Genomic DNA, 24148 nt, shown 5'->3' with positions numbered 1-24148 from the left:
ATCTGCTCCAAGGACCTTAATAGGATCTTTCCCCAACCAATGGTGTCCCAGCAATAGTAGAGACGCGGGGTAAACAAGCCCTAGAAAAGTTCGATAAGTGAATCATCCTGTTCTTCGGCTGAGGTGCTACTGCCACCACGCATTGCCGGAACATTTTCTTTACGGAAGATTTCGTAAATTGCATCCGTATCGTCTGGTTGTGCCTGCAATCCTGTTTCCGGATCAATGCGAACAGTGACCATATCAACAGGCTGCTGAAAGCTTTGTTCGGGAATATCTTCAAGTGCTACACGCATAAAATCAATCCACATTGGTAAAGCAGCACGTCCTCCCGTTTCATAGCGACCTAAGGTACTTGGATTATCAAAGCCGACCCAGCTTATAGCAACCAGTTTGGGGTTAAAGCCATTGAACCAGGCATCCAGTTGATCATTTGTTGTGCCGGTTTTACCCGCCAAGTCACCGCGATTTAAACTTAATGCCTGGCGACCTGTACCAAACTTCACTACATCACGCAGCATGCTGTTAATAATGTAAGCATTTTGTGGGGTAATGACCTGTTTGGCTGGATAAAAGCCTAACAATTCAGCTTGCATCAGGGCTTCTTCTTCACTGATATCGGCTGCGGGTATAGCACAGCTGTCGCAGACTTTCTTGGGTTTGGTCTGCATCAGAATTTCACCAGCAGCATTTTCAACCCGATTAATAATATAAGGGTCTATCAGGTACCCACCATTGGCTAATGTCGCATATGCCCGCGCCATATCTAATGGTGCAGCGTTACCACTACCTAAGGCTATAGATAAATTCGGTGGTACTTGCTCAGGCAGAAATCCAAACCGTTGTACATAATCCACTGTATAGGCAATTCCAATATCTCTTAACAGCCGTATAGAAACAAGGTTTCGAGAGTGCGTAAGTGCTTCCCTTAATCGGGTGGGGCCAAAAAAACGTCCACTGTAATTTTCGGGGCGCCAGACATTCTCCAACCCCGGATCATCAAATACCACTGGCGCATCATTTACTACAGTTGCGGCCGTATAGCCTTTTTCCAGTGCAGCTGAATAAACAAAAGGCTTAAATCCTGATCCAGGTTGACGCTTTGATTGTGTTGCACGATTAAATTTACTCTGGAAGAAATCAAATCCTCCTTGTAAAGAGGTTATTGCGCCATCTTCAGGAGCAAGCGAGACCAAGGCTCCCTGTACTTCGGGAATTTGTGTTAACTGCCATTCATCGTCTTCTAACGCTCGTAGATAGATAATATCGCCAACAGTTAATACCTCATTTATGGATTGTGGTTTTTTCCCCATGCTGTATGCACTGAGCTGCGGCTGAGCCCAACTTACCGCTGAAAAGGGTAATTCAATTTGTCCGAAATCCTTCACAAATACCTGAGCAGAGTTATCTTTTATGCTCAATACCAGACCTGGGCTGATGGATCCTATAATCGAAAAATCTTTCAGAAACTGTTCTGATGCTGCCAAATCCGGTAATTCACTCAGATCTACTTTCGCTGTTGGTCCTCGATAACCATGACGTTTGTCATAGGCCAATAAAGCATCTTGCAATGCCTTGGTTGCCGCTTGCTGATGTTTAGCTTTGATCGTTGTAAATACTCGAATACCCTTTTCGTAGATTTCTTCACCAAATTCATCTATCAGATAAGTGCGCACCATTTCAGAAACATACGGTGCATAAACTTCTATTTCGCGTCCATGATAGCGTGCACTCACTTCTTCTTTTAAGGCATCTTGATATTCGGACTGAGTAATAAAACCCACATCAAGCATTCTGCTGAGTACATAATTTCGGCGGTCCATCGCTCGTTGCGGAGAAGTGATCGGATTCGTGGTAGAAGGAGCTTTGGGTAATCCGGCGATCATTGCCATTTGGCCCAGCGTTAACTCTTCGAGCTTTTTACCATAATAAACATCAGCTGCCGCTCCAACACCGTAAGAGCGATGACCCAGGAATATTTTATTTAGATACAAAGCAAGAATTTCTTCTTTGGAGAGAGTATTTTCTATTTCTAATGACAGAATAATCTCATTAATTTTGCGCAAATATGTTTTTTCATTACTTAAGAAAAAATTACGGGCAACCTGCATGGTAATGGTACTGCCACCCTGTGTTTTTTCGCCGGTAACAGCCAGCGAATATGCTGCCCGGAGCAACCCTTGATAATCCACGCCAGGGTGTTCAAAAAAGCGATCGTCTTCGGCTGCGAGGAAAGCTTGTATGAGTTTGGGCGGAAAATCCTCATACTGGACAGGAATTCGGCGTTTCTCTCCAAATTCAGCCATTAAAAGACCTTCTTCACTAAAAATACGTAAGGGTATCTGCAACTGAACCGAGCGTAGTGATTCCGGACTCGGAAGTTTAGGTGATAAAAATAGATAGACTACAGCGATAAACAGTAGACCGGCTACAAAAAAGCTAAAGCCCCATTTTAAAAGGCGTGACACAAGTCGCGACATTGGATTTTTTCGTTCGCAAAAAATAAAACCGTAGAGTATATATAAACACACTAATAAAGCCAGTTAATGACTTTTCAGGAAAATATCATATTTTTAGTTGTTGACATCCTGACAATAGTTAATAAACTACTTTAAGTTGCAAAGGTAAGTGTGCTACACACATCATTTCGATGGAATTGGGGCGATGCATGTTTGGACGTAAGAAATCCCCTTTACTAGGGATAGATATCAGCTCTTCAGTAGTAAAGCTGTTGGAGCTTAATAAGCGCGGCGATCGTTATACGGTTGAATCCTATGCGGTGGAACCTCTTCCGGTAAATGCGGTGGTAGAAGGTCGCATCGAAAACAGTGATGAAGTTGCTGGTGCGATAAAGCGTGCAGTGAAACGTTCTGGGACGAAATCTCGAGATGCTTCTGTCGCGGTTTCAGCGAATTCAGCCATTACTAAAGTTGTTTCTTTTCCATCTTCCATTTCAGAACGTGATATGGAAGAAAATGTAATGTTGGAAGCAGAAAATTATATTCCCTATCCACTTGATGAAGTCCGACTTGACTTTGAGGTTTTAGGTCCATCTGCCGCTGATGCCGATGCCGTAGATGTTTTATTAGCCGCTTCCCGCCGCGAAAATGTCGATGCTCGTACCAGTGTGCTGGAAAAAGCCGGACTCAAACCGAGACTGGTCGATGTGGAAGCCTATACTGTCGAAAATGCTTTTTCTCTAATCGCCAGACAACTACCCAATCAAGGTAATGGTTTAACCGTTGCTGTTGCAGATATCGGAGCTAATTTAACGACGTTACATGTTCTGGTAAACGGCAAAATTGTTTTTACCAGAGAGCAGACTTTTGGCGGCCGAATGCTGACCGAAGACATTGAGCGCTATTATGGAATGTCTTATCAGGAAGCAGGCCGTGCCAAAAAAGATAAGAGCTTGCCTGACGATTATGAACCAAAGGTACTGGAGCCTTTCAAACGTTCCATGGCAGTAACCATCACTCGAGCCCTGCAGTTCTTCTTTTCAGCATCAAGCCAGTACCAATCAATTGATCATATTATCCTTGCTGGTGGTTGTGCCTCGATTGAGGGAGTAGATAAGGTTGTTGAGGTAGAAACTGGTACCTCAACATCTATTGCCAATCCATTCACCGACATGGCCTTGGGCGCTAGAGTCAAGGTTCAGGCGCTCAGTAACGATGCCCCCTCGATGATGATTGCTTGTGGGCTGGCCATGAGGAGTTTCGACTAATGGCACATATTAACCTTCTACCCTGGCGTGAAGAAAAACGTCAGGAAAAGCAACAGCAGTTCTATATAGCGATGGGACTGACTTTAGCTTTTGCCATTATGGTCTTTATTTTATTTACTTCACATATCAACGGTCTTGTTAATGAACAAAATCAACGTAATGCCTACCTGCAGCAAGAAATAGCCCTAGTCGATAGTCAAATTAAAGAAATCCAGGATTTGGAGAAACAGCGAGATCGATTATTAGCCAGAATGCAGGTTATCCAGGATTTACAACAAAGCCGGCCTAAAGTTGTAAAAGTGTTCGATTCGTTAGTGAGAACGGTTCCGGAAGGAATTCACCTTCAAGTTTTAAGCCGTGAAGGCGATAAATTGATTGTGCAAGGAGTTGCGCAAACCAATGCCAGGGTATCAGTATTCATGAATCAACTCGATAAAGATCCGGAGTTTACGGAATCAAAACTTCGTGTTGTTCAGCGTACCTCCTCCCGAGATGATGCCATTCGTCAATTTACTTTGGAAGTCACCGAGTCCAAACCGCAAACGGATGAGGAGCAATAGTCGTGGATATCCCATCAGTCAATGATATTGATTTCAATGAAAGTGGTGAATGGCCGCTGATAGGAAAAATTGTTGCCGCAATACTAATCTGCGCAGTAATTTGGGGTGGTGGTTACTACTTCATAATTAAAGATAAACGGGCTGAATTGGCACAGCTTGAGCAAGCAGAAACGGAGTTGCGTACCAGCTTTGAAATAAAACAGAGCAAAGCGGTAAATCTGGAAGCTTACAAAGAGCAGATGAAAGAAATGGAGTTGTCATTTGCTTCGATGTTGCAACAATTACCCCGGAAAAGTGAAGTGGCTGATCTGCTGGTTGATATTTCCAGAACTGGCTTGGTAAATGGACTGGAGTTTGAACTATTCAAGCCCGAAGAAGAACGGCCGATTGATTTTTATATTGAATTGCCTATCACTATGCGCGTGACAGGCTCATATCATCAATTTGCTGAGTTTATTAGTGGGATAGCGGCATTACCCCGTATTGTGACACTGCATAATTTCAAAATGGGTCCATTAACCAGCGATGGAAATATGACCATGGATATTACGGCCAAGACCTATCGTTACTTTGACGAGCAGGGTAATTGATGATGAACATATCCATATCTAGCCATTCATTAATTCAAAAGCTTATTCTGCTTTCCATGGCATTTCTGCTGGTGGCCTGTTCGCAACCAAAAGATGATCTGCAAGCCTATGTTGCTGAAGTAAAAGCTCGTCAGGTTGTCGATATTCCACCGATTCCTGTGATGAAGCCTTATGAAAAATTCAGTTATGCCGCTGCTGAGTTACGTGATCCATTTGTTCCAACCGTTATTGATGTTCCCGAACCGGAACCGGAGCAAGTGGTTGATAATGGCATTCAGCCAAATGAAAACCGGATGAAGGAAATTCTGGAAAATTATCCGCTGGGTGATTTGCAATATGTCGGTACTCTGGAACAGGAAAGCTTATGGGCATTAATACGGGCTCCAGACAGTACGATACATCGTGTACAGATTGGTAATTACATGGGGTTGAACCATGGCCAGATTGTTGCGATCAGTGAAACACAACTGACACTGAAAGAAATCGTTCCTGAAGGAAACGGCTATAACGAGCGTGAGACGACAGTACCCGTCGTAGAGATAAATTAAGGGCCACAACATGATGCGTAAATACGGAATGACAATCACACGGCGACAAGTCATGACCAACACCGATAACAAACTATTGGAGCGATGGCGTTTTCGCCTGGGTTTGCTTTCATTATTGCTCATCAGCAGTTTTGCTTATGCAAATGAACTGCAATCACTCGATTATTCAACTCTTTCTGGAGACAGAGGGGTTGTGACGCTGACGTTTTCTGAAGCAGTAGAGACACCTGAAAGTTTTGCTACTGATGATCCCGCCCGGATTGTGCTTGACTTTAGAGGTATCAGTAACAAATTAAGTGAAACAACCAAGCAGATAAACAGTGGACAAACCCGCAGTATTGCAACGGTTGAAGCGGGTGAGCGGACCCGGATGGTTATCAATTTATTACGCAAATTACCCTATCAGGTTGAGGTTGAGGGTAATGTGGTCAAAGTCATGCTGAATGACAACACTTCAGTAGCATCTGCCATTGGCACAGGGACACCGGCTAAAGCTTCAAGTGGTGGAAACGCCGTTACCGATATCGATTTCCGACGTGGTGAGCAGGGCGAAGCCAAGCTGATGGTGGCTTTGCAAAATGAGAATACTTCATTGGATGTTCGACGGGAACGAGGTGATTTAGTCGTCGACTTACCTGGCGTCAGTTTACCTGACAATTTACAACGTAGATTGGATGTAATGGATTTTGCTACACCGGTAAACATGATTGACAGTATTCAGACATCTGACGGAACCCGCCTGATATTAACCACCAACGGCAAGTTTGAACACCTGGCGTATCAGTCTGGTGATATGCTGGTGGTAGAAGTGAAACCCGTTGTGGAACAAAATGCAGCTGATTCTGCGGAAAGTGAATTTGGCTTTGAAGGCGAAAAACTGTCGCTGAACTTCCAGAATATTGAAGTTCGGGCTGTTTTACAGCTGCTGGCTGATTTTAACGGGATGAATCTGGTGACCAGTGACACAGTGACCGGCAACTTAACGTTACGTTTGAAAAATGTACCCTGGGATCAGGCGCTGGACATTATCCTGAAAACCAAGGGTCTGGGTATGCGTCAAAATGGTAATGTCATGCTGATTGCCCCAGCAGCAGAAATTGCCGCTCGCGAAAAACAGGAGCTTGAAGCAAGACGGCAGCTGGTTGAGTTGGAGCCCCTTTATTCCGAGATATTTGAAGTCAACTTTGCAAAAGCCTCGGAGATGGCGGAGATTCTAACGACAACCCAGGGTCAGTCAACAGCAGGAAGCAGCGCTGGAGGATTTCTTTCTGAGCGTGGTAGTGTGGTGGTTGACCAACGGACAAACTCTTTATTGCTTCGTGATACGGCCGATAATCTGGCCGATGTACGCAAGTTAATCGAAAAGCTTGATATACCGGTACGGCAGGTGTTGATTGAATCACGGATTGTTATTGCCAATAATGACTTTACCAAAGAGCTAGGAGTACGTTTTGGAGCCTCCTCTGCTTCAAATTCTAATGGTAGCTTGATAAATAATGGAGCTGTTTCCGGGACGCTGGGTGATATTTCAAATAATGGCTCAGAGCTATCTACTTCTGGAAATATAGGAGGCCCGTCTCAAAGTGCAATTAACACTAATCAGGGTTTGAATGTAAATTTACCCGTTGCAAACCCCGCTGGTTCAATAGGTTTAGCTTTGGCAAAATTACCGTTAGGAACAATTTTGCAGTTAGAGCTTTCTGCAATGCAGGAAGAAGGTAAGGGTGAGATTATTTCCAGCCCACGAGTTATTACGTCGAATCAAAAGCAGGCAACCATTGAACAAGGTACCGAAATTCCCTATCAGGAAGCCTCGTCAAGCGGTGCAACCTCGGTTTCGTTCAAAGAGGCTCTGTTAAAATTGGATGTGACTCCACAGATTACGCCAGATGATCGTATTGTTATGGATCTGGAGGTTAATAAAGATGAAGTGGGTGAGATTTTTCTCAATGTGCCAAGTATTGATACCCGTAGCGTTCGTACCCAGGTATTGGTAGATAACGGCGAAACGGTTGTGCTGGGGGGGATCTATGAACAAACCTCGACACAGTCTTCCACACGCGTCCCGTTCTTTGGTGATTTGCCTTATGTTGGCTTTCTCTTCAAAACCAATTTAAATGAAGATCGCCAACGTGAACTGCTGGTATTTGTTACACCAAAAATTATTAAGGAAGGCATGGATTATTAAATTCAGCTTTTTCAGTTAAGATAAAAAACCGGATCGACGAATAGTCTGTTGATCCGGTTTTTTTTACGATAAACAGTTGAGCCATTAACCACGTGATTTCAGGTAATATATTTCTGGTGGGGCCAATGGGGTCTGGAAAGTCTACCATTGGTCGACAGCTTGCCAAAAAGCTACATCGCAAGTTTTTTGATAGTGATCGTGAGATTGAAAAACGCACTGGCGTATCCATATCCTGGATTTTCGAGATGGAAGGTGAAGAGGGCTTCAGGGAGCGCGAGCAGAAAATAATTGCTGAGCTTAGCGCAATGGATAATATTGTAATGGCCACCGGTGGCGGTGCTGTGCTGGCGGAGGCAAACCGGCGCAATCTGAAACGTGGCAAGGTTGTCTATCTGGCGGCCACAGCGGAACAGCTTTACCGTCGCACATCTCGTGATACCAGCCGCCCCCTGTTGCAGGTAGGCGATCGTCGCCAGCAAATAAAGCAACTAATGGCACAGCGTGATCCCCTTTACAGGCAAGTAGCTGATGTGGTGTTACAAACGGGTGATCAGTCTGTTACCCGAACCGTGAACGCAGTGATAAAACAACTGCAACAATTAAAAATAAAAGAAACCTGAATATGATGAAAACGCTTCAAGTTGCGCTCGGTGATCGCAGTTATCCCATCCATATTGGTGAAAACCTGCTATCGGAAAGTGATTTATTTACCGCCCATATCCGAGGAAAGGAAGTATTGATTGTTACCAATGAAACGGTGGCACCTCTGTACCTGGATACGGTAAAAACAGCGTTAAATGATTATCGGCTGGAAAGTGTTATTTTGCCTGATGGGGAGCAATATAAAACGCTGGACATCATGCAGCTGATTTTTGATCGTTTACTGGAAGCCAGATTGTCTCGTCAGGTAACCATTATTGCGCTGGGTGGTGGTGTTATAGGCGATATGGCAGGATTTGCTGCAGCCTGTTATCAGCGCGGAGTGCCCTTTATCCAGGTTCCCACCACCTTATTATCACAGGTCGATTCATCAGTCGGCGGTAAAACCGCAGTCAATCATCCTTTAGGCAAAAATATGATTGGTGCGTTTTACCAGCCGCAATGTGTACTGGCAGATACTGACACGTTAAAAACGCTGGATGATCGTCAGTTTTCTTCGGGGCTGGCAGAAGTCATTAAATATGGCCTGATTAATGATGCTGAATTTTTTGACTGGCTTGAACAGAATATGTCGTTGCTGGTTTCGCGTGATCCTGCGGCACTGGCACAAGCGATTGCCCGATCCTGTCAGGATAAGGCAACCATTGTGGCAGATGATGAGCGTGAACAGGGCGTCAGAGCATTGTTAAACCTCGGTCATACATTCGGTCATGCCATCGAGACTGGCTCTGGCTACGGGAATTGTCTGCATGGTGAGGCGATTGCAATAGGCATGGTGATGGCGGCCGACTTATCGCAACGTATGGGATGGCTTAGCACGGAAAAAGTTACACGTATCAGCAACATTATGATAGCCGCTAATCTTCCTGTTACTGTTCCGGACAAGTTAAGTTCTGCAGATTTTATGAACCTGATGGCGGTAGATAAAAAAGTTCAGGATGGACTGATTCGTCTGGTGTTGTTAAAAGATATCGGTCAGGCCATTATTTCCGATAACTACGATGGTGATGCCCTGGCTGAAACCCTGGCGAAATTTACTGCTGAAAATTGAGTAATGCAATGACTGCAGCGGCAGCTGAACCAAAATATATTTCGAGATTAGCGCTTCAGTCGAATCCCTTCAGTGCAGAGGTGACAGAAGCCGGACTGTATATGGGGCCGGAAATTAAGCAGCGTCTGGATTTGGTTCTGCATCTGTTGCGAGCCAGTGACAAAATTCCTTTGCTGTATGGCAACCACGGTCTGGGTAAAACCACTACTTTAAAAGCCTTAATGAATCGGGGTGGCGATGATCTGCGTTTTTGCCTGATTCAGGCAGAACCCTCGTTGACCATTCAGTTTATAGTCAGCCGCTGTTTGCAGGTTTTTGGTGCGCCTCAGGAAAGTACGCTGGGCAGTAACAACCTGCAGCTATTACAACAGCGATTACAGCAACTCCAGACTTTGCAGATTCGTCCTGTGCTACTGATTGATGATATCAGTAAGCTTGCTGAACCATTACTCCAGCAATTAAAAGCCTGGTTTGACTGGCAACATGAAGGCAACTATCTATGGCGGGCGGTAGTAACCGATGTTACGGCTGATGCCATGGCTACTCAAAATGAGCGTATTCAACCCTTACTGCTGGGGCCTATTCCACAGCAGGAAACCGCTGCTTATTTATTGCAGCGGTTACAGGGTGTTGGTTTCAACGGTGACAGCCCCTTTGATGACAAAGCATTAATACGTTTTCATCGACAGTCTTCAGGTGTACCGGCAGCATTGAATCACCTTGCCCATAAATTTTTACTGGGACAGGGGAAACCGGTGCAGTTGCCTTTCAGCTTCAAGTTTCCTGCTGTTTCTTTGCGCTGGAATAAATGGTTTGGACTGGTTCCTCTGGGTGTTTTATTTGCATTGATTCTGTTTTACCAGCAGCAGATAAATGACTTGTTTGTTGCTGATAAAAACACTATTGAAGACGATGTGCTAAACACGGATGTTTTAAACGAAAACTTGCCGATGGTCGTTGTGGATGAACCAGAAGAACTTACCAGTGTTGCAGAAGCCGATCGCCAGGAATTAGTCGAGCTGCTCGAAGAGTTGGAGCAGGCAGATGTAGAAGCTGAACCGACGACTGACTCTGATGTTGAACCAGCAATCGAAACCATTACCCCAGCAAATGAAGAAGAACCTGAACAGGAAGTCACTGCAGAAGTTGTAATCGATCCCGTAGAAATAATTGAACAACCATCGCAGACTGCTGATTCAGAGGAATCTATTGCTGACGTTGACACGGTGAATGATGATGTAAGTTCTGAAACAGAAAAAGTGACTTCTGAAACAGCAGATGAACAAGAGGTTGAGCCACCTTCACCGCCTGAACAAATTAACCCTCCAGTCGAATTAATTCCCGAACCCGCTACCGACACGGAGAAAGCTGATACAGCATTTTCTGATCTGGTTGATACGACTCTAAAGGATAAAGAGTGGATTATGCAGCAATCTGCCACCGATTTTACCTTTCAATTAATGGGTACATGGGATCGGGCCGAAGTGGACAGCTTTGTGGAAAAAAATGAACTGACAGGTAATGTCGCGGTTTTTGAAAGTCTGCGTAATGGTGAAGTCTGGTATGCCGTGATCTACGGAGTATATCCTTCAAAACAGGTAGCAATGCGTGACAGTCAGCAATGGTCCTCTCCGTTGAATAAAATATCGCCCTGGCTAAGACGTTATGACGGTGTTCAAAAACAAATTATAGATAAGGCGCCAGATCGCTAATCAGTGTGTCACTGCGGGTGCTAGGTCCGGCAAAGACTGCCCGATAGACTTTCTTTCCAGCAAGTTCCGTAAGTGAAAAAATACCTTTTTCCAGCAAATCGGAAAGGTCTGTTTGTGGTGGTGAATTAAAACAGACAATGCCAGTGGGAGAAACTTCTGCCTGCCAACCTGGCTGCTCATTGAGAAAACCGGCAAATTTTCTGGCCTGGTCGAGTTGAAAGTCGATTTGATCGACAAGGCCTGTTTTTCCAAGTGTTTTGATGGTCAGCCATAAAGGCAGTAACAGTTCTGCTCCATAGGAACCCGGTAATGTGTCACGTGGTGTTTGTGTCAGGTATTGGGTTGGCGAGGCTGCGGCTTTGATTGGTTGCTGATACATCAATAACCCGCAGGGACGGGGCTGACCCAGACTTTTGTGCGGATCAAAACAGACCGAATCTGCTTGTCCAAACTGTTTGTCCGTCAGTGGACTGGTGTTGATCAAACTTAAAAAACCACCCCAGGCTGCATCGATATGCAGCCAACACGGACTATGCTCAATGATCGCTTTAACCGCATTGATATCATCGATCTGTCCGCTACTGGTGGTGCCTGCTGTGGCAACAATGGCCATTGGAGTCTGCTCGTTACAGGCAAACGCAAGTGCTGCAATATCCATCTGCTGGGAATTATTGGTGGGTATCAATTGTAATTCCAGACCCAGAATGTCACATGCCTTGAAAACGGAATAGTGCGATTGATCGCTGGCATATACCCGGTTTGAATAACCACCGAATTTTTTTCGAGCCTGCCATAATGCATCAAGGTTGCCATAGCTGCCACCATGTGTCGCATGCCCGTGTTGTTGACCAAATAAAGGGCAGAAAAAATCAAAGATATCTTTCTCAACGATTGCAAGTTCTGGATAAAGCTCCGATGAGAGCAAATTGCCTTGGTGCAAAGCCGCCACAAGCTGTCCCAGTGCGGCTAATTCATTTACTGCAGGCGTCATATGGCCTGCCCAGTTTGCATGTCTGTGACGCTGTCCTGCAAGGAGTAAGGTATCAATCTGTTGGGAAAGTTGTTGAAGCGTTTTAGCGTTGATGTCGAATTGTTGCAGAGACTGATTAATTAACGCTGACAGCGTGGTAGATAGTTGATTTGAACTAATGCTCATCCGAGCTTAATTCCATGCTCAGGAAAGTTATCCGGGGCTTGATAATGGATCATTTGAGTTGAAATGGGTCTTTGTCGGAACAGTGCAGTAAAACCCTGATCAATAATGCCCTTTTTACTTAACTCGTTGAGATCTCCACTCTCTGCGGAAACACATTTGATTAGACTCAAGCGGCTTTGTGCAAATTGCTGTGCAAACCATAATGCCAGACTGTCGGAAGTGATCTGCCAGTTTTGGGTAATTTCTGTGACTTGCAGTAATTGATCATCTGGAAACCAGATAGACAGTTGGCAATGGCTGGAAACTTCTGCTGGTGTTTTTACAAGGACAGCGGAGGGTAACAAGGCCTGCAGCATCAACCCATATTGTGCCATGGCAAGGATCGCCATATGGTGAGCATGTTGATCATCAAATTTATGCAGTTGCTGCGCCTGACGCACCATGTCAGCAAAAGGACCACCGCCCGGAACAATTACCACACACTCATTAAGCGCCGTCTGTTCCAGCAATGTTAACCAGGATTTGAGTTCAGCAGTGTGATAAAGGCTGCCACCCAGTTTAACGATATGCATTTAACGTAATGACTCCACCAGGCCCAGCATTGCCGCGGCTTTATCAGCCACTTCCTGATATTCGGCTTCGAGTTCGGAATCCGCCACAATGCCGCCACCGGCCCAGAAACGCAGGCGATTATCACTGAATACCAATGTCCGAATCGTAATATTACTGTCCATATTGCCGTCAAAGCCAATAAAAGCAATGCTGCCACAATAGACACCACGGCGTTGCGGTTCGAGTTCTTCGATGATTTCCATCGATCGTAGTTTGGGTGCACCGGTAATGGATCCCCCCGGAAAACAGGCTCTTAATAAGCTGACAGCATCCTGATCTTCAGCCAGTGTCCCAGTGATGGTGCTGACCAGGTGATGTACGGTAGCAAAAGACTCGAGTGCAAAAGGAGAGGGCACGGATATGGAACCCGGTGTGCAGACTTTGCCCAGATCATTGCGCAGCAAATCAACAATCATCACATTTTCAGCACGATCCTTGAGGCTGTCCTGTAACTGTCGAGCGAGCAAACGATCGCGCTCTGCATTGTGCAAATCTCGTGGTCGGGTACCTTTGATGGGTTTGGTTTCCACCAGCTTGTTTTTAACCCGTAATAACCGTTCCGGTGATGAACTTAACACTGCTGCCTGGGGCGTGTTTAAAAAGGCTGAAAAAGGCGCGGCATTCTGCTTTCGTAACTGCTGATAGGCAATCCAGGGATCACCTTCAGCATTTACTTCGTAACGCTTGGCCAGATTGACCTGGTAACAGTCCCCATCAGTAATGTAGTTTTTTATTTTTTCAAAGGCTGTTTGATAGGCTTGTTGATCCATATTGCAACGTAATTCGCCATTCACCTTAAAGGTAGTTGAATCAGTTGTTTGTGGCCGTTGCAATCGATTGATTAAATCCGACCAGTTCTGGTGCGTGGCTGGGTCAACGCCATAACTGACTAACCAGCAGCGTTGTTGCTGATGATCACTAATGACCGCCCAGTCATAAATGCCAACAGCCATTTCCGGTATTTGTTCCGAATCTACCGCCAGACTTGGCAGGCTTTCAATTCTGCGGCCCAGATCGTAACTGAAATAACCGATAGCGCCACCACAGAAGGGCAGTTCGGTTGACTGCTGAGCATATTTTTTCAGCACAGTCTGCAACAACAAAAAGGGATCATCCGCCGAATTCAGGCTATCTGCAGTGCGATAATCAATAGTGGTTGTTTGACCGGTGGTTTGCAGGGTAATAAAAGGATCTGCCGCGATGATATCGAAGCGGGCATTATCGCCTTCGGTAATGGCACTATCCAGGAAAACTGCCCACGGCAAATCACGAATAGCAGCAAACAGTGTGGCACTGTCTATTTGATAGGGAAGCTCGGCACGTAAAGGCGGCAATTGAGAATTCATCACAGTATTTTACGTGAACTGCCTCTGGGCTAGAAGGGCGAGTGCGCTGGCTGGGGCGTATGTCGCAGCGGTTTCATGTGAGTCAAGCAGGCTATCAAAATCAACGTATGGACGCTGTAAACGCTCAGCAATCTGGCTGACGATAAATCGTCCAGCACCTGCGCCAATCACCGGTGCTTGTTTATCAAGATCACTATGAGCGGATAATACCTGTAAGCAGGCATTATGAATCTGCTGGATTTGCTGTTCAGAAAACCATATTGCGACATTCTGCCAGTCTTCTGCTGTAAACAAATTGGCATCGGTTCCCAGCATTCGAGCCAATCTGCGTTGACAGTTTTCGGTTTGCCAATCATTGCCATCAGCACTGTTATCATTAATTTGTGTAGCACTGATTTTATCCAGCAGCCGCCAGCAATCCCCAGTGGTGGCAAATAATTCAGCCGTGATGGTCTGCCACTGTCCACGAAACGGCAGCTTCTGCCCCACAGCCATCAACGGGGTACGGATAACACCGGTATACAGTAACTCACCACTTTTTAGCCGGCCTTGATCATCATATGCGGTTAGTTGTGGCTGAGATTGATTAAGCGTAATAATGTCGGTGGTTGTGCTTCCACAATCAACCAACAGTCCTGCTGGATAATTTGTAGCGGCTAACTGAGCACTGGCCAGCCAATTCATCGAAGCCACTTTATCCCAGTGAGTACGGGCTTCTTCCTGACTTAACCAGCCATCCCTGCTGAATACCGAAACCCGATCAGTTGGAAAATATTCAGCTATACAGGCCAGAATTTCTGATACACCGGAAGCTCTGTCAACAAAGCAATCTGCCAGTTCTCCGGTCATGGTGACTAGTTGTTGATCCAATTCATTGTTCAATGTATCAACTACCAGACGAATAGCCTTGCGCAGCGCTTCTTTGCCCCGCCAAAGTGGGCAGGGCAGTTCAAGCGCCTGTAACAGTTCGCCTTGATTATTACAGCGAACTACTTTTAAGTGTGCTCCACCAATATCCCAGCCGGTGAAACAGCCTTTTTCTTGTCTATGCATAATATGCTTCTTGTTGCTGCAAACGTTGTAGATGCTGCCATAACGGCAGGGCAGGGTTGCGCTGTTTATTTGTTGCCAGGTTGACATAGGCTGTAGTCAATCGGGGGTTGATATCTACCACCACCGGCCCTTGCTTAGTTAATATAAAATCGATACCAACATAGCCAGATAATCCTGCAATCGCCCGATCAATCAAATTGGCAAGCTGCGTTGCCTGCTGGTCAGTAAATTTCTTTGTCACAATAGTGTTTACCTGACACCCATGAAAGACAAATTGTTGTGCCTGTTGTTCGATTAATTGCTGATTAATTGACAGCAACTCAATGTTATTTTGTTCCACATACAAACTAACACTCAATGCCGGGCCATCAAGGTAGGGTTGCACAATCAGTTTGTCTCGTGCCTTTTTAGGCAGACTTATCAGGTATTGACGAGTTTGTTGGATCGAATCAAATTTGAGTGTATCAAGACAACCCGCGCCATCCTGGGGTTTGACGACATAAGGCTGGTCGAGCAGGCACTGGTCTAATAAACCATCGGCAGCTGAAAAAGTCACTGGCGTAGCAATGCCTTTATTTAGCAGTTGCTCAGAACATTGAAATTTGTCCGTACAAAAGCTGGTTGCCTCAATTGAACACCCTAGATAGAGATTGTTCGCAGCGATAACCTGCTGTTGCAGGGACAATAAAATATTATCGGTTTCGGGAGCAATCAGTAAAAAAAACGAAAGGTTTTTTAAACAATACTGCCAATTTTGATCAAATTCCTGGCGACTGGCACAAGGTTTTATCGTGATGTTGGAGGTCTGCATCCAGTCGGACTCACTCAGTCGCTTATCTCTAAGGATAGTGATATGAATCTGACCCAGCCGGAGAAGATCCTGCACAATGGCAGAAAGCATCATTTCGCCTTCATGTGAGAGCGATGCGGGTAACTGCTCGTCACACAATGCGCCACTGGTGATATGCTCGTAGACGACTAAGTTCATTTTTCTGAGGTTACTTAAAGAAGTGTTGATTATACCGGTCATTGATCTGATGGGGGGGAAGGTCGTTCATGCACAAGGTGGAAGGCGTGATCAATATCAGCTACTTAAATCGCAATTAACCTCCAGTGTCTATCCAAATGCGGTGATTAAACAGTTACTGAAATGGTATCCGTTCACTGATATTTATATTGCGGATCTGGATGCAATCGAAATTGGAAAAATCGATAAAGCGTTTTATTTGCAACTGCACCAGCTATTTCCACAATTAACCATTTGGCTGGATGCGGGCATCCGTACTCTGAATGACTGGCAGTTCTGGAGTGATATCCCAAATATTACGCCGGTATTGGGGAGTGAGACTCTGCAGAATCTTCAATTGTTAACCACGCTGCAACCCACGGAATTTATATTATCTCTGGATTTTCGGCAGGGGCGGTTATTGGGGCAATATGATTTGTTAACGCGGGTAGATTTATGGCCTGACACTATCATTGTGATGAGTCTGGATACGGTGGGGATGGATACGGGGCCAGATGAAAAGTTACTGAATAAAATTCAAATGATTAAGCCTGATGCACAGTTAATTGCGGCGGGAGGTGTGCGTGGGAAAGAAGATTTAATGCATTTGGCAAAAAAACAAATCAAAGGGGCTTTGATTGCCAGTGCTTTGCACAAAGGCAGACTTGGCGTCGATACAATACGCCAGATAATGAACTGAAAATGCCGCCCCGAAGGGCGGCATTTACATCAGTCTAAAACTTACTTAGCACCAAATGGGTGTTCAGAAGCTTTGTATTGTGCAACAACGTCAGCCGCTTTAGGCTCACGAGCTACTGCACGTTTGATAGCTTCTTTAGTTGCACGGTAGTTCCAGTCCTGGATTTTTTCATCACTGTCAGCAGTTGGTGAGATAAATACACCAACGCAAATGAAGCAATCATCAGCTTCACTGAGAGGGATAGTGCCATCTTCAACACACTCAGCAACCGCAACAGAAACACCACGTTGTGCAGGACCAAACATTTGCACAGCTTGTTTCATGTTTTTGATGGTTACTTTGTTGAACATAACGGTAGCTGGTTTGACCATCAGGTTAGGTGCAACCACAGCCAACAGGCCGTTAACACCTTGTTTCTGGTCGGTCATAGTGCGGCAGAAAGCATCTTCTGCTGCTGAACCACGTGGGCCCATTAATAAGTCGATGTGAGCAACGTTGTCTAAGTCTCCATCTTCAATGACTAAAGATTCACCTACAAGTACGCGATCGATAACTGGCATGTTATATTTTCCTGTTCCAAAAAAATTGTCAAAAAGGCTCATTTTTTCCTCAACCTTTTTATATGAGATTGAGGTTTATACGTAATAAAGGAACGTATCACCTGCTCAGTGCCGCCCGCTATAAGCATCGTGCTACTGAAATTCGGTTAGAATCAAACGCCTGCTCAAACGCAAATAGCAGCAATGCTGCTGCAGTCATATCTGCGGAGGTTCCGGGATTTATGGCATGACTCTTTAATTCGTGATCCCAGACGGTCAGCTCAGCTGTTGATTTGCTTAAGGGTCTATTTTTATTCATTTCTAAAATAAATAACTGTGCCTTTTGTGCCACGGTCTGGGCGATATGCCGGGATTGCTTTCTGACAATTAAAGTGTCCGGCACACGTGATAGTAGATAAAGATACGCGATTGTGCTTGCCCATTCAACCTTTTCCCCACATTTCAGCGCTTCTGTCAATTGTTTATAGCCGATTTCCCATACTTGCTGGTAATTATTTACATATTGCAGAGCAATCGTGTCCCGATTCTGCGCTAAAGCCATCGCTTGTTTCAGGGTGACGTTTGGTTGTTGGTGGACGTCTTGTTCTGCTTGATGTCCCAACCCTCCCGCATCTGCCAACCGAATAGCTTCATAACACAGTCGGGCATCTTCAATGGTTAAAGCTGTTAGGGTTTTTTCAAGCTCTGAAGATAGTTGATCAAAGCTGGAACATCGCTGAATTGCATCACATAATGGGGCAAATAATAATACGATACCAAGGTTGGTATTACAGTTGACGACCTTACGGGTAGCTTCAATGGACTGCAAAATCCGTTCGCCAACCTTTAGATTGGGTTGCGCCATTACCGGCGCAATTGCTGCAGCGCTGGAGAGAAAGTCCTGTACTGCCATATTATGTCCGTCACTCCAGACATTTACATTACCGGGTTTTGGAGCGTTGACTTCCTGCTCACAGGCCCAACGGACACTGTCAGCAATCTGTTGTTCAGCTAGCATGTTCGGGGAAAGATACCTGTCTGGTTTGCTGAATATGAGAAGCAACCATTGCTGCAAGTCGAGCAGCAATATCAATACCTGTTGCCTGATATAAGCCTTTCCAGGCGGGTACGCTATTAACTTCCAATACACTGAACTGGCCTTGCGGATCCTGAATCAGATCGACGCCGGCATAAGGTGCTTCCACCGCAGCCGTCGCTCTGATCGCAAGTTGTGCCATTTCATGAGTCACGGTACTGGCAAAACAGCTGGCACCTTGAGCAAAGTTGGTTATCCAGTGATTCGAGCGACGTGTCATGGCGGCAATGACTTCACCATTGACCACCATCAAGCGCCAGTCCTGCCAGCAACCGGTTTCAGCTGGCGCCACATAATGCTGAAGATAATAAGCCTCACCAACCACTGAGAGGTTATCCAGTTGTGCTAACTCATCAAGCCGTTGAATGCCCTTCCCCTGACAACCAAATAATGGTTTAACGACCAGGCTGAATCCTTTGGCGAATTCTTCGCGGGCAATTTGCAACGCCTGATCGCGGCTTTCGCAAGCCCAGGTCTGTGGCGAAGGGATATTCGCCAGATGAAGTCTTAATGACGTTCGCGCTTTATCGACGGTGAGTTCAATAGCATGGGCGGGATTCAAAACCGGCACACCTAATTCGGCAAAGGTATGCAATACGTCCATGCGTAAGGTGATTTGTTCGAGGCTACCGGGAGCGATGCCTCTGACCAGCACGGCATCAGGCAATGTCGCTTCAAACTGCGGAATCACCATGCCTGTTGGACTGCGGGTATCGATCCGGCATTCCGCCAGATCGATAAGCACCGTTTCAATATTTAAGTCAGCCAGTGCTTCAGTCAGCTGAGCACTATGCCACCCGTGGGTATCATTAAAAACAACAACGCGGGCGTTAGACATAGTCAATCATTACAGTCCGAAAGACTGTTTCAATAAGTCGGCATTCAATTCGCCTGCAGTGAAGCTTTTCCCGGTTTGGGTGCTGGTGATAATGACTTTGGCCGGACTGAACAGCATGGGATCTATTTTAAAAAAGTCATATTCGTAAGATTTGAAAATCTGACCGAACGGGCGGCCATAATCAGACGATGTATTACTGGGCATTTTCTCGGCAAGTTCTTGTGCTTCATCATTGGTACTGTCCACGAAAAGATGCACGGTACCGCCATACAGAATAGCGTCATTAGTGCGGCCCATGCCGGTCATAAAATCACCACCGGGTGGTGCCACAGGCGTGGTACCAAAACCATCGACAATTTTATCCATCGGGAAGTGCAGGGTATGGGCTTTATGCATGGCCACTTCCAGTACACGAATAGCAATTTGCATTACCCCCGCCAGACTGGTGGTTGGCGTCAGAATTAACGTCAGGTTTTCAGGTTTGATACCACAGTTATCAGCAACTTTATCGGCGATTTCGACGGGGGGCATGCTGTCCACTTCCAACACAATAACCGTTGAATCTGCTTTATCCTGATAGCCAAATTCCTTGAATAATTCTTCCCGCGCAGCAAGTGCACGACCTGGCCCGGAGCCCAGGGCAAAAAATTTCACATCTTCACTTTTATGGGAAAGACTCCAGCCTGCATATTGACTGCCAAGACAACTTAATACCGGCGTTTTTGCATGAACATACACTGACCATGGCCAATCGCTAAAACCGCTGGTGCTGCCAAGCGTTGCGGTACCCAGTCCACCCATGCAGATTTCACCAATCAATCGACCCGCTTCCAGACCGCCGGTGGCCTTAATACCTGCATCAACAACCCGTGTGCCATTGGATAAATGACTGATTTCCAATTGCAGGGCTTGAGCATTGTCGATTAATTTATCAACCAGTGGCTTACTGGCGGCGTTCACACTGGTCCAGTTGGCGGAGATTTGACTGCTCATGAAAAGATCCTGTCTGATAAAAAATGAAAATAGTATACGTTATGCATTGGGCGCTGTAATGTTCAGCTAGCTGTTCCACCGGTGTTTTTACGAAATGGTTTAAGCATTTGCTCGATTATCCTGCAACGCTGATCTGCCATGGCCGAGGCAATCGCCGGACCCTTGAGTCCCTCATTAACAAAAGCTGCTGCGCTTACCTTTGATGCAGCATCAAAACAGGCCTGAAAAGCGGCTTTTTCGGGCATATCAGCGTTTTCGTAACCAGGACGTCCTCGAAAGTCGGCCTCACAAGCCAAGAGATATTGTGACAATCGTTGCGGTTTGCGAAACGCATCAAGCCCTTCTATTACGTTTAATACTTCACACGATGATAATTCAAAAAGTAAATGGCAATGGGTGTGAAATTCAGCGACTTTCAGTGCCAGACTGCTGATTTCGCGGGGTACACGTAACCGTTCACATAACGCATGGGTTAATGCGATACTGCGTTGTTCGTGCCCTTTATGACCTGGCAAAATGTCGGCAGGGGTCGTTCCTTTGCCCAGATCATGACATACCACCGCAAAACGCACGGCCAGATCATCAGTCAGTCTGGCGGCTTGATCCAGCACCAGCATCACATGTACACCGGCATCCACTTCGGGATGCCATTGAGAATGTTGTGGAACACCAAACAGCCGATCAATTTCTGGAAACAGCGTTTTTAAAGCGCCGACTTCTCTTAAACAGATAAAAAATAAAGAGGGTTGATTGCTTAATAACGCTTTTTCCAGCTCCTGCCATACGCGCTCGGCGACAAGATGCTCCAGTTCACCATTGGCTATCATCTGGTGAATTAATAGTTTGGTCTCATCAGCCACCTGAAAACCGAAGCGGGCAGCAAACCTTGCCATACGCAATACCCTGACTGGATCTTCAACAAAGGCATTGGATACATGGCGTAAAGTCTTGTTGTGCAGATCGGTTTGCCCATCAAATGGATCGATGACATTGCCATCGTCATCTTCAGCCATGGCGTTGATAGTCAGATCCCGACGTGCCAGATCTTCTTCTAAAGTCACCTCTGGTGAGGCGTGAATTTCAAAACCATGGTAGCCCGGCGCCGTTTTTCGTTCTGTACGGGCAAGTGCGTATTCTTCATGGGTTTTGGGATGCAGAAAGACAGGGAAGTCTTTGCCCACGGGACGAAATCCCTGAGCCAGCATTTCATCGGCAGTGCTGCCCACAACAACCCAGTCTTTATCTTTTACCGGCCGTCCCAGTAAGCGATCCCGAACACAGCCACCTACTTTATATATTTGCATGACACTATATTAAGGGTTTTTGGGACGTACTGCTGGCATACGTTCCGACATTCGCTTGATAGTCTGTTTTCTTTGAAAGTCATAGGTGGCAGCATAACTGAACACCGTGCGAACATAGCGACGTGTTTCGGTAAATGGAATGTTCTCTACCCAGATATCGGCCGGCATGGTTTGTTCCGGTAACCAGCGTGAAACACGATGAGGCCCGGCATTATAAGCCGCGGTGGCCAGTATTGGATTGTTTTGAAATTGATCCTGCATACGACGGATATAAAAGCTTCCCATCTCAATATTACGCGGTGGATGATAAAGCTCAGAATCCTGCTTTAAAGGCTTATTCAGCCAGCGTCCAACCTGCTTACCGGTGGCGGGCATGACTTGCATCAACCCCATTGCGCCAGCATGTGAGCGCGCTCTGGGATTAAAAGCACTTTCCTGCCGGGCAATGGCAAGTAACCACGAAGCATCTACTCCTACATCAGCACTGGCCTGCCGCATTTCAGTGTCATAAAGCACTGGAAAACGTAAATCCAATGCATCCCAGTAGCGGGCAGTGCCTAACAGGGCAATGGTTTGATTATGCCAGCCCCACTTATGGGTTTCCGTGGCAACAATCTGCAGTTCGCGAGGGGTTAAAGTCTGTTGCAGAAAATAGGCTTCACGTCGGGCATCAAGTAATTCGTCCTGCAGGTAAAATTCACGCATACGTTGAACGCTTTCCATGGTGATAATGGAATTGCGGTATTCGGGCTCGGCGACAATAGGGTGGTGATTCATCGCATATTCAGCATCAACTTTATCTGCTGCAAGAAAGGCATAATAATCACGCTCATCCACCAGGGTGCGCCATATCGCTTCGGCTTCAGTCCGCTCGCCTAACTCGGCCATACTTCTGGCAAGCCAGTATTGCCAGCGTGCTTCCTGACGTGTGTGTTCATCCAGGCTGGCAATAGCTTTTTGTACTTCAGGCCAGTTTTGCTGCCATAAGGCTGCACGAACCCGCCATGGATGATTTGGTGTGTCACCGTAATAATAAAGTGCTTTATCGTCACGATCCAACGCGGCCCAAAGTCCAATGCTGCCCTGAATATCATGGCGTTCATCAGTAGAGAACTGATAACTGTTTTCCAGGCGTGTCCAGTGATAGTGGGCTTTAGCGGGATCATTTCTGGCTAAACGTTTCAGGCCATAAACAATAATTTCCCTGGCCATAGCAACATCCTGTGCCAGAGAGACTCCCTGAGCGGGGGCCGGGGCCGGTAACTGAGACAGCAAACTGACAGGGTTTTTATGAATATCTTCCCAGCGCTTGGTCCAGGCCTGGGCGGTTGCACTTTGTTTTACTGTTTTGGCAAGATAGTTTGCCAGAGCAAATTGCTGGTTGCGTAATGCCAGTAGCAGCCGTTGCCAGCGTAACTCATCTGTTAACCAGCCACGTTGTTCTGCGTGATGAAAAACAGCATCACATGCCTTGTCCTGGGATGCGGCAACCAGCCAGAGTTTTTCGAATGCCTCAGCAGCAGCCTGTTGTTGATTGGTAGCGATTAATGCCCGGGCATAATGACATTCACGTGCAGCCGACTGAGGCACTTGATAAAACTCCAGATACTGCTGCCATTGTTGACTGCCAGCCAATTTGTCCAACCAGGCACCGCGCAGGCGCGCCTTGAAAAAGCTGTCTTCACGGGTTTGCAGAAAGCGTTTGATGTTTGCTGCTTCGGTATCGTTTATCCGATGTTGCAGATATAAATAGTCCAGATATTCCTGCAACGGATAACCTTCCAGTTGAGCCTGCAGTTGACGAAACTGCGTCAGCTGATGTGTTTGCAGCGCTTTTTTGGCTTGCTGATAAAGCTTGCGCTGTTGATTGATGTCAGATGCTGCAGTCACTGCCTGAATAGGCAAAAAAACGGCAAGCATCAGCAATATTGCAATGCGAATTTGATTTTTCATGCCGGTATCTTAAAGCAAATTGTCAGAGATTGTATTACCCGACAAGCTGTTTTGCAGATGAGTTTCAATATTGTCTAGTTTTGGAATAAAAGCGACATTGGATCCGATCTTAATCTGGCAGTGAAGCCAGTCCGAATCGACAATATCATGCGTGGGTTGCAAAGCAGTTTCATTGATGGTGATAAGTTGGGGCGCCCCACAGCAGGCAACGGCATAATGTTTGATTTTAGCGTCGCTGTTGATGCCGTTGATCACGCAGAGTTTATTGATTTGACGATTGTTTTGTTGGCCACTTCCAATCAGCGTTTCCAAATCAATCACTTCTAATGGCATATCACGCCAGAAAAACTGGCCGATACACCAGGATGAGTTGATATCACTATCAGTCAGACGAGGCAGCGGAATAACTTCGGCAATCGTTGGATTCGGTAACAACAAATAATGCTGCCGTAATGGAATCAACATGCAATGAATAAAATCTTTTTCTTTCTGCATAATTGCCTTTTGTGCGTTGTT

General features: G+C 46.0%; 22 protein-coding genes. 9 read left to right on the top strand and 13 right to left on the bottom strand.

All coding sequences use genetic code 11. The features are described from left to right. Positions 1–80: 80 nt before the first annotated feature. Positions 81–2480, bottom strand: a complete 2400-nt coding sequence (locus Q7A_RS00300) for a penicillin-binding protein 1A (RefSeq protein WP_041354158.1) — start codon at positions 2478–2480, stop codon at positions 81–83. A 188-nt stretch (positions 2481–2668) separates the two neighbouring features. Here Q7A_RS00300 and Q7A_RS00295 point away from each other — a divergent pair, with 188 nt between their 5' ends. The 8 genes from Q7A_RS00295 to Q7A_RS00260 all read left to right on the top strand — a co-directional run bounded on the left by Q7A_RS00295 (position 2669) and on the right by Q7A_RS00260 (position 11036). Next, positions 2669–3727: a pilus assembly protein PilM gene (locus Q7A_RS00295; RefSeq protein ID WP_014705300.1), complete on the top strand. Its 1059-nt coding sequence runs from the start codon at positions 2669–2671 to the stop codon at positions 3725–3727. Then, on the top strand, positions 3727–4287 hold the full coding sequence (locus Q7A_RS00290; RefSeq protein ID WP_014705299.1) for a PilN domain-containing protein: 561 nt from the start codon (positions 3727–3729) through the stop codon (positions 4285–4287). The genes Q7A_RS00295 and Q7A_RS00290 overlap by 1 nt, the downstream gene beginning before the upstream one ends. A gap of 2 nt (positions 4288–4289) precedes the next feature. Next, a complete protein-coding gene (locus Q7A_RS00285) occupies positions 4290–4877 on the top strand; it encodes a type IV pilus inner membrane component PilO (protein ID WP_014705298.1) in 588 nt (195 codons plus the stop codon). Continuing rightward, positions 4877–5425, top strand: a complete 549-nt coding sequence (locus Q7A_RS00280; RefSeq protein ID WP_014705297.1) for a pilus assembly protein PilP — start codon at positions 4877–4879, stop codon at positions 5423–5425. Before Q7A_RS00285 ends, Q7A_RS00280 begins: the two co-directional genes overlap by 1 nt. A 10-nt stretch (positions 5426–5435) precedes the next feature. Next, complete coding sequence (gene pilQ / locus Q7A_RS00275; protein WP_052501223.1) at positions 5436–7613, top strand: type IV pilus secretin PilQ; 2178 nt, start codon at positions 5436–5438, stop codon at positions 7611–7613. 92 nt (positions 7614–7705) lie between these two features. Continuing rightward, a complete protein-coding gene (gene aroK / locus Q7A_RS00270; protein WP_041354156.1) occupies positions 7706–8233 on the top strand; it encodes a shikimate kinase AroK in 528 nt (175 codons plus the stop codon). A 5-nt stretch (positions 8234–8238) separates the two neighbouring features. Beyond that, positions 8239–9324 (top strand): 3-dehydroquinate synthase, encoded by a 1086-nt coding sequence (gene aroB / locus Q7A_RS00265; RefSeq protein WP_041354743.1) that lies wholly within the window; start codon positions 8239–8241, stop codon positions 9322–9324. 8 nt (positions 9325–9332) lie between these two features. Continuing rightward, positions 9333–11036, top strand: a complete 1704-nt coding sequence (locus tag Q7A_RS00260) for an SPOR domain-containing protein (RefSeq protein WP_014705292.1) — start codon at positions 9333–9335, stop codon at positions 11034–11036. On the opposite strand, the gene Q7A_RS00255 is transcribed toward Q7A_RS00260, so the two are convergent. Genes Q7A_RS00255 through Q7A_RS00235 form a run of 5 tightly spaced genes read right to left on the bottom strand, consistent with a single transcriptional unit; the run spans position 11011 to position 16191 of the window. Further along, complete coding sequence (locus tag Q7A_RS00255) at positions 11011–12192, bottom strand: pyridoxal phosphate-dependent decarboxylase family protein (protein ID WP_014705291.1); 1182 nt, start codon at positions 12190–12192, stop codon at positions 11011–11013. The genes Q7A_RS00260 and Q7A_RS00255 overlap by 26 nt on opposite strands. Continuing rightward, on the bottom strand, positions 12189–12764 hold the full coding sequence (locus Q7A_RS00250) for an amino acid kinase family protein (protein ID WP_014705290.1): 576 nt from the start codon (positions 12762–12764) through the stop codon (positions 12189–12191). Before Q7A_RS00250 ends, Q7A_RS00255 begins: the two co-directional genes overlap by 4 nt. Then, entirely contained in the window at positions 12765–14150 is a 1386-nt protein-coding gene (gene pabB, locus Q7A_RS00245; RefSeq protein WP_014705289.1) for an aminodeoxychorismate synthase component I, read from the bottom strand. 9 nt (positions 14151–14159) lie between these two features. Further along, positions 14160–15203 carry a hydantoinase/oxoprolinase family protein gene (locus tag Q7A_RS00240; RefSeq protein WP_014705288.1) on the bottom strand — a complete coding sequence of 348 codons (1044 nt, stop codon included), beginning with the start codon at positions 15201–15203 and terminating at the stop codon, positions 14160–14162. Further along, positions 15196–16191 carry an ATP-grasp domain-containing protein gene (locus Q7A_RS00235; protein ID WP_169697660.1) on the bottom strand — a complete coding sequence of 332 codons (996 nt, stop codon included), beginning with the start codon at positions 16189–16191 and terminating at the stop codon, positions 15196–15198. The genes Q7A_RS00240 and Q7A_RS00235 overlap by 8 nt, the downstream gene beginning before the upstream one ends. A 22-nt stretch (positions 16192–16213) precedes the next feature. Here Q7A_RS00235 and Q7A_RS00230 point away from each other — a divergent pair, with 22 nt between their 5' ends. After that, entirely contained in the window at positions 16214–16909 is a 696-nt protein-coding gene (locus Q7A_RS00230) for a HisA/HisF-related TIM barrel protein (protein ID WP_014705285.1), read from the top strand. A gap of 41 nt (positions 16910–16950) precedes the next feature. Here Q7A_RS00230 and fae read toward each other — a convergent pair whose 3' ends face one another. The 7 genes from fae to Q7A_RS00195 all read right to left on the bottom strand — a co-directional run bounded on the left by fae (position 16951) and on the right by Q7A_RS00195 (position 24127). Then, complete coding sequence (gene fae / locus Q7A_RS00225) at positions 16951–17511, bottom strand: formaldehyde-activating enzyme (protein ID WP_269147703.1); 561 nt, start codon at positions 17509–17511, stop codon at positions 16951–16953. A 76-nt stretch (positions 17512–17587) separates the two neighbouring features. Further along, a complete protein-coding gene (locus Q7A_RS00220) occupies positions 17588–18466 on the bottom strand; it encodes a triphosphoribosyl-dephospho-CoA synthase (protein ID WP_014705283.1) in 879 nt (292 codons plus the stop codon). Beyond that, positions 18456–19382 carry an ATP-grasp domain-containing protein gene (locus tag Q7A_RS00215; protein ID WP_014705282.1) on the bottom strand — a complete coding sequence of 309 codons (927 nt, stop codon included), beginning with the start codon at positions 19380–19382 and terminating at the stop codon, positions 18456–18458. Before Q7A_RS00215 ends, Q7A_RS00220 begins: the two co-directional genes overlap by 11 nt. Before the next feature lie 9 nt (positions 19383–19391). Continuing rightward, positions 19392–20375: a methenyltetrahydromethanopterin cyclohydrolase gene (gene mch, locus Q7A_RS00210; protein ID WP_014705281.1), complete on the bottom strand. Its 984-nt coding sequence runs from the start codon at positions 20373–20375 to the stop codon at positions 19392–19394. Positions 20376–20437: 62 nt separating this feature from the next. Continuing rightward, a complete protein-coding gene (locus tag Q7A_RS00205) occupies positions 20438–21679 on the bottom strand; it encodes a multifunctional CCA addition/repair protein (protein WP_014705280.1) in 1242 nt (413 codons plus the stop codon). Between the two features lie 9 nt (positions 21680–21688). Then, entirely contained in the window at positions 21689–23632 is a 1944-nt protein-coding gene (locus Q7A_RS00200; RefSeq protein ID WP_014705279.1) for a transglycosylase SLT domain-containing protein, read from the bottom strand. Between the two features lie 9 nt (positions 23633–23641). Next, positions 23642–24127, bottom strand: a complete 486-nt coding sequence (locus Q7A_RS00195) for a chemotaxis protein CheW (RefSeq protein WP_014705278.1) — start codon at positions 24125–24127, stop codon at positions 23642–23644. Positions 24128–24148: the final 21 nt, after the last annotated feature.

It is taken from the genome of Methylophaga nitratireducenticrescens (assembly GCF_000260985.4).
Classification (GTDB): domain Bacteria; phylum Pseudomonadota; class Gammaproteobacteria; order Nitrosococcales; family Methylophagaceae; genus Methylophaga; species Methylophaga nitratireducenticrescens.
The sequence above is the reverse complement of the archived record's forward strand: the minus strand, read 5'-3'. Positions and strand labels throughout refer to the sequence as shown.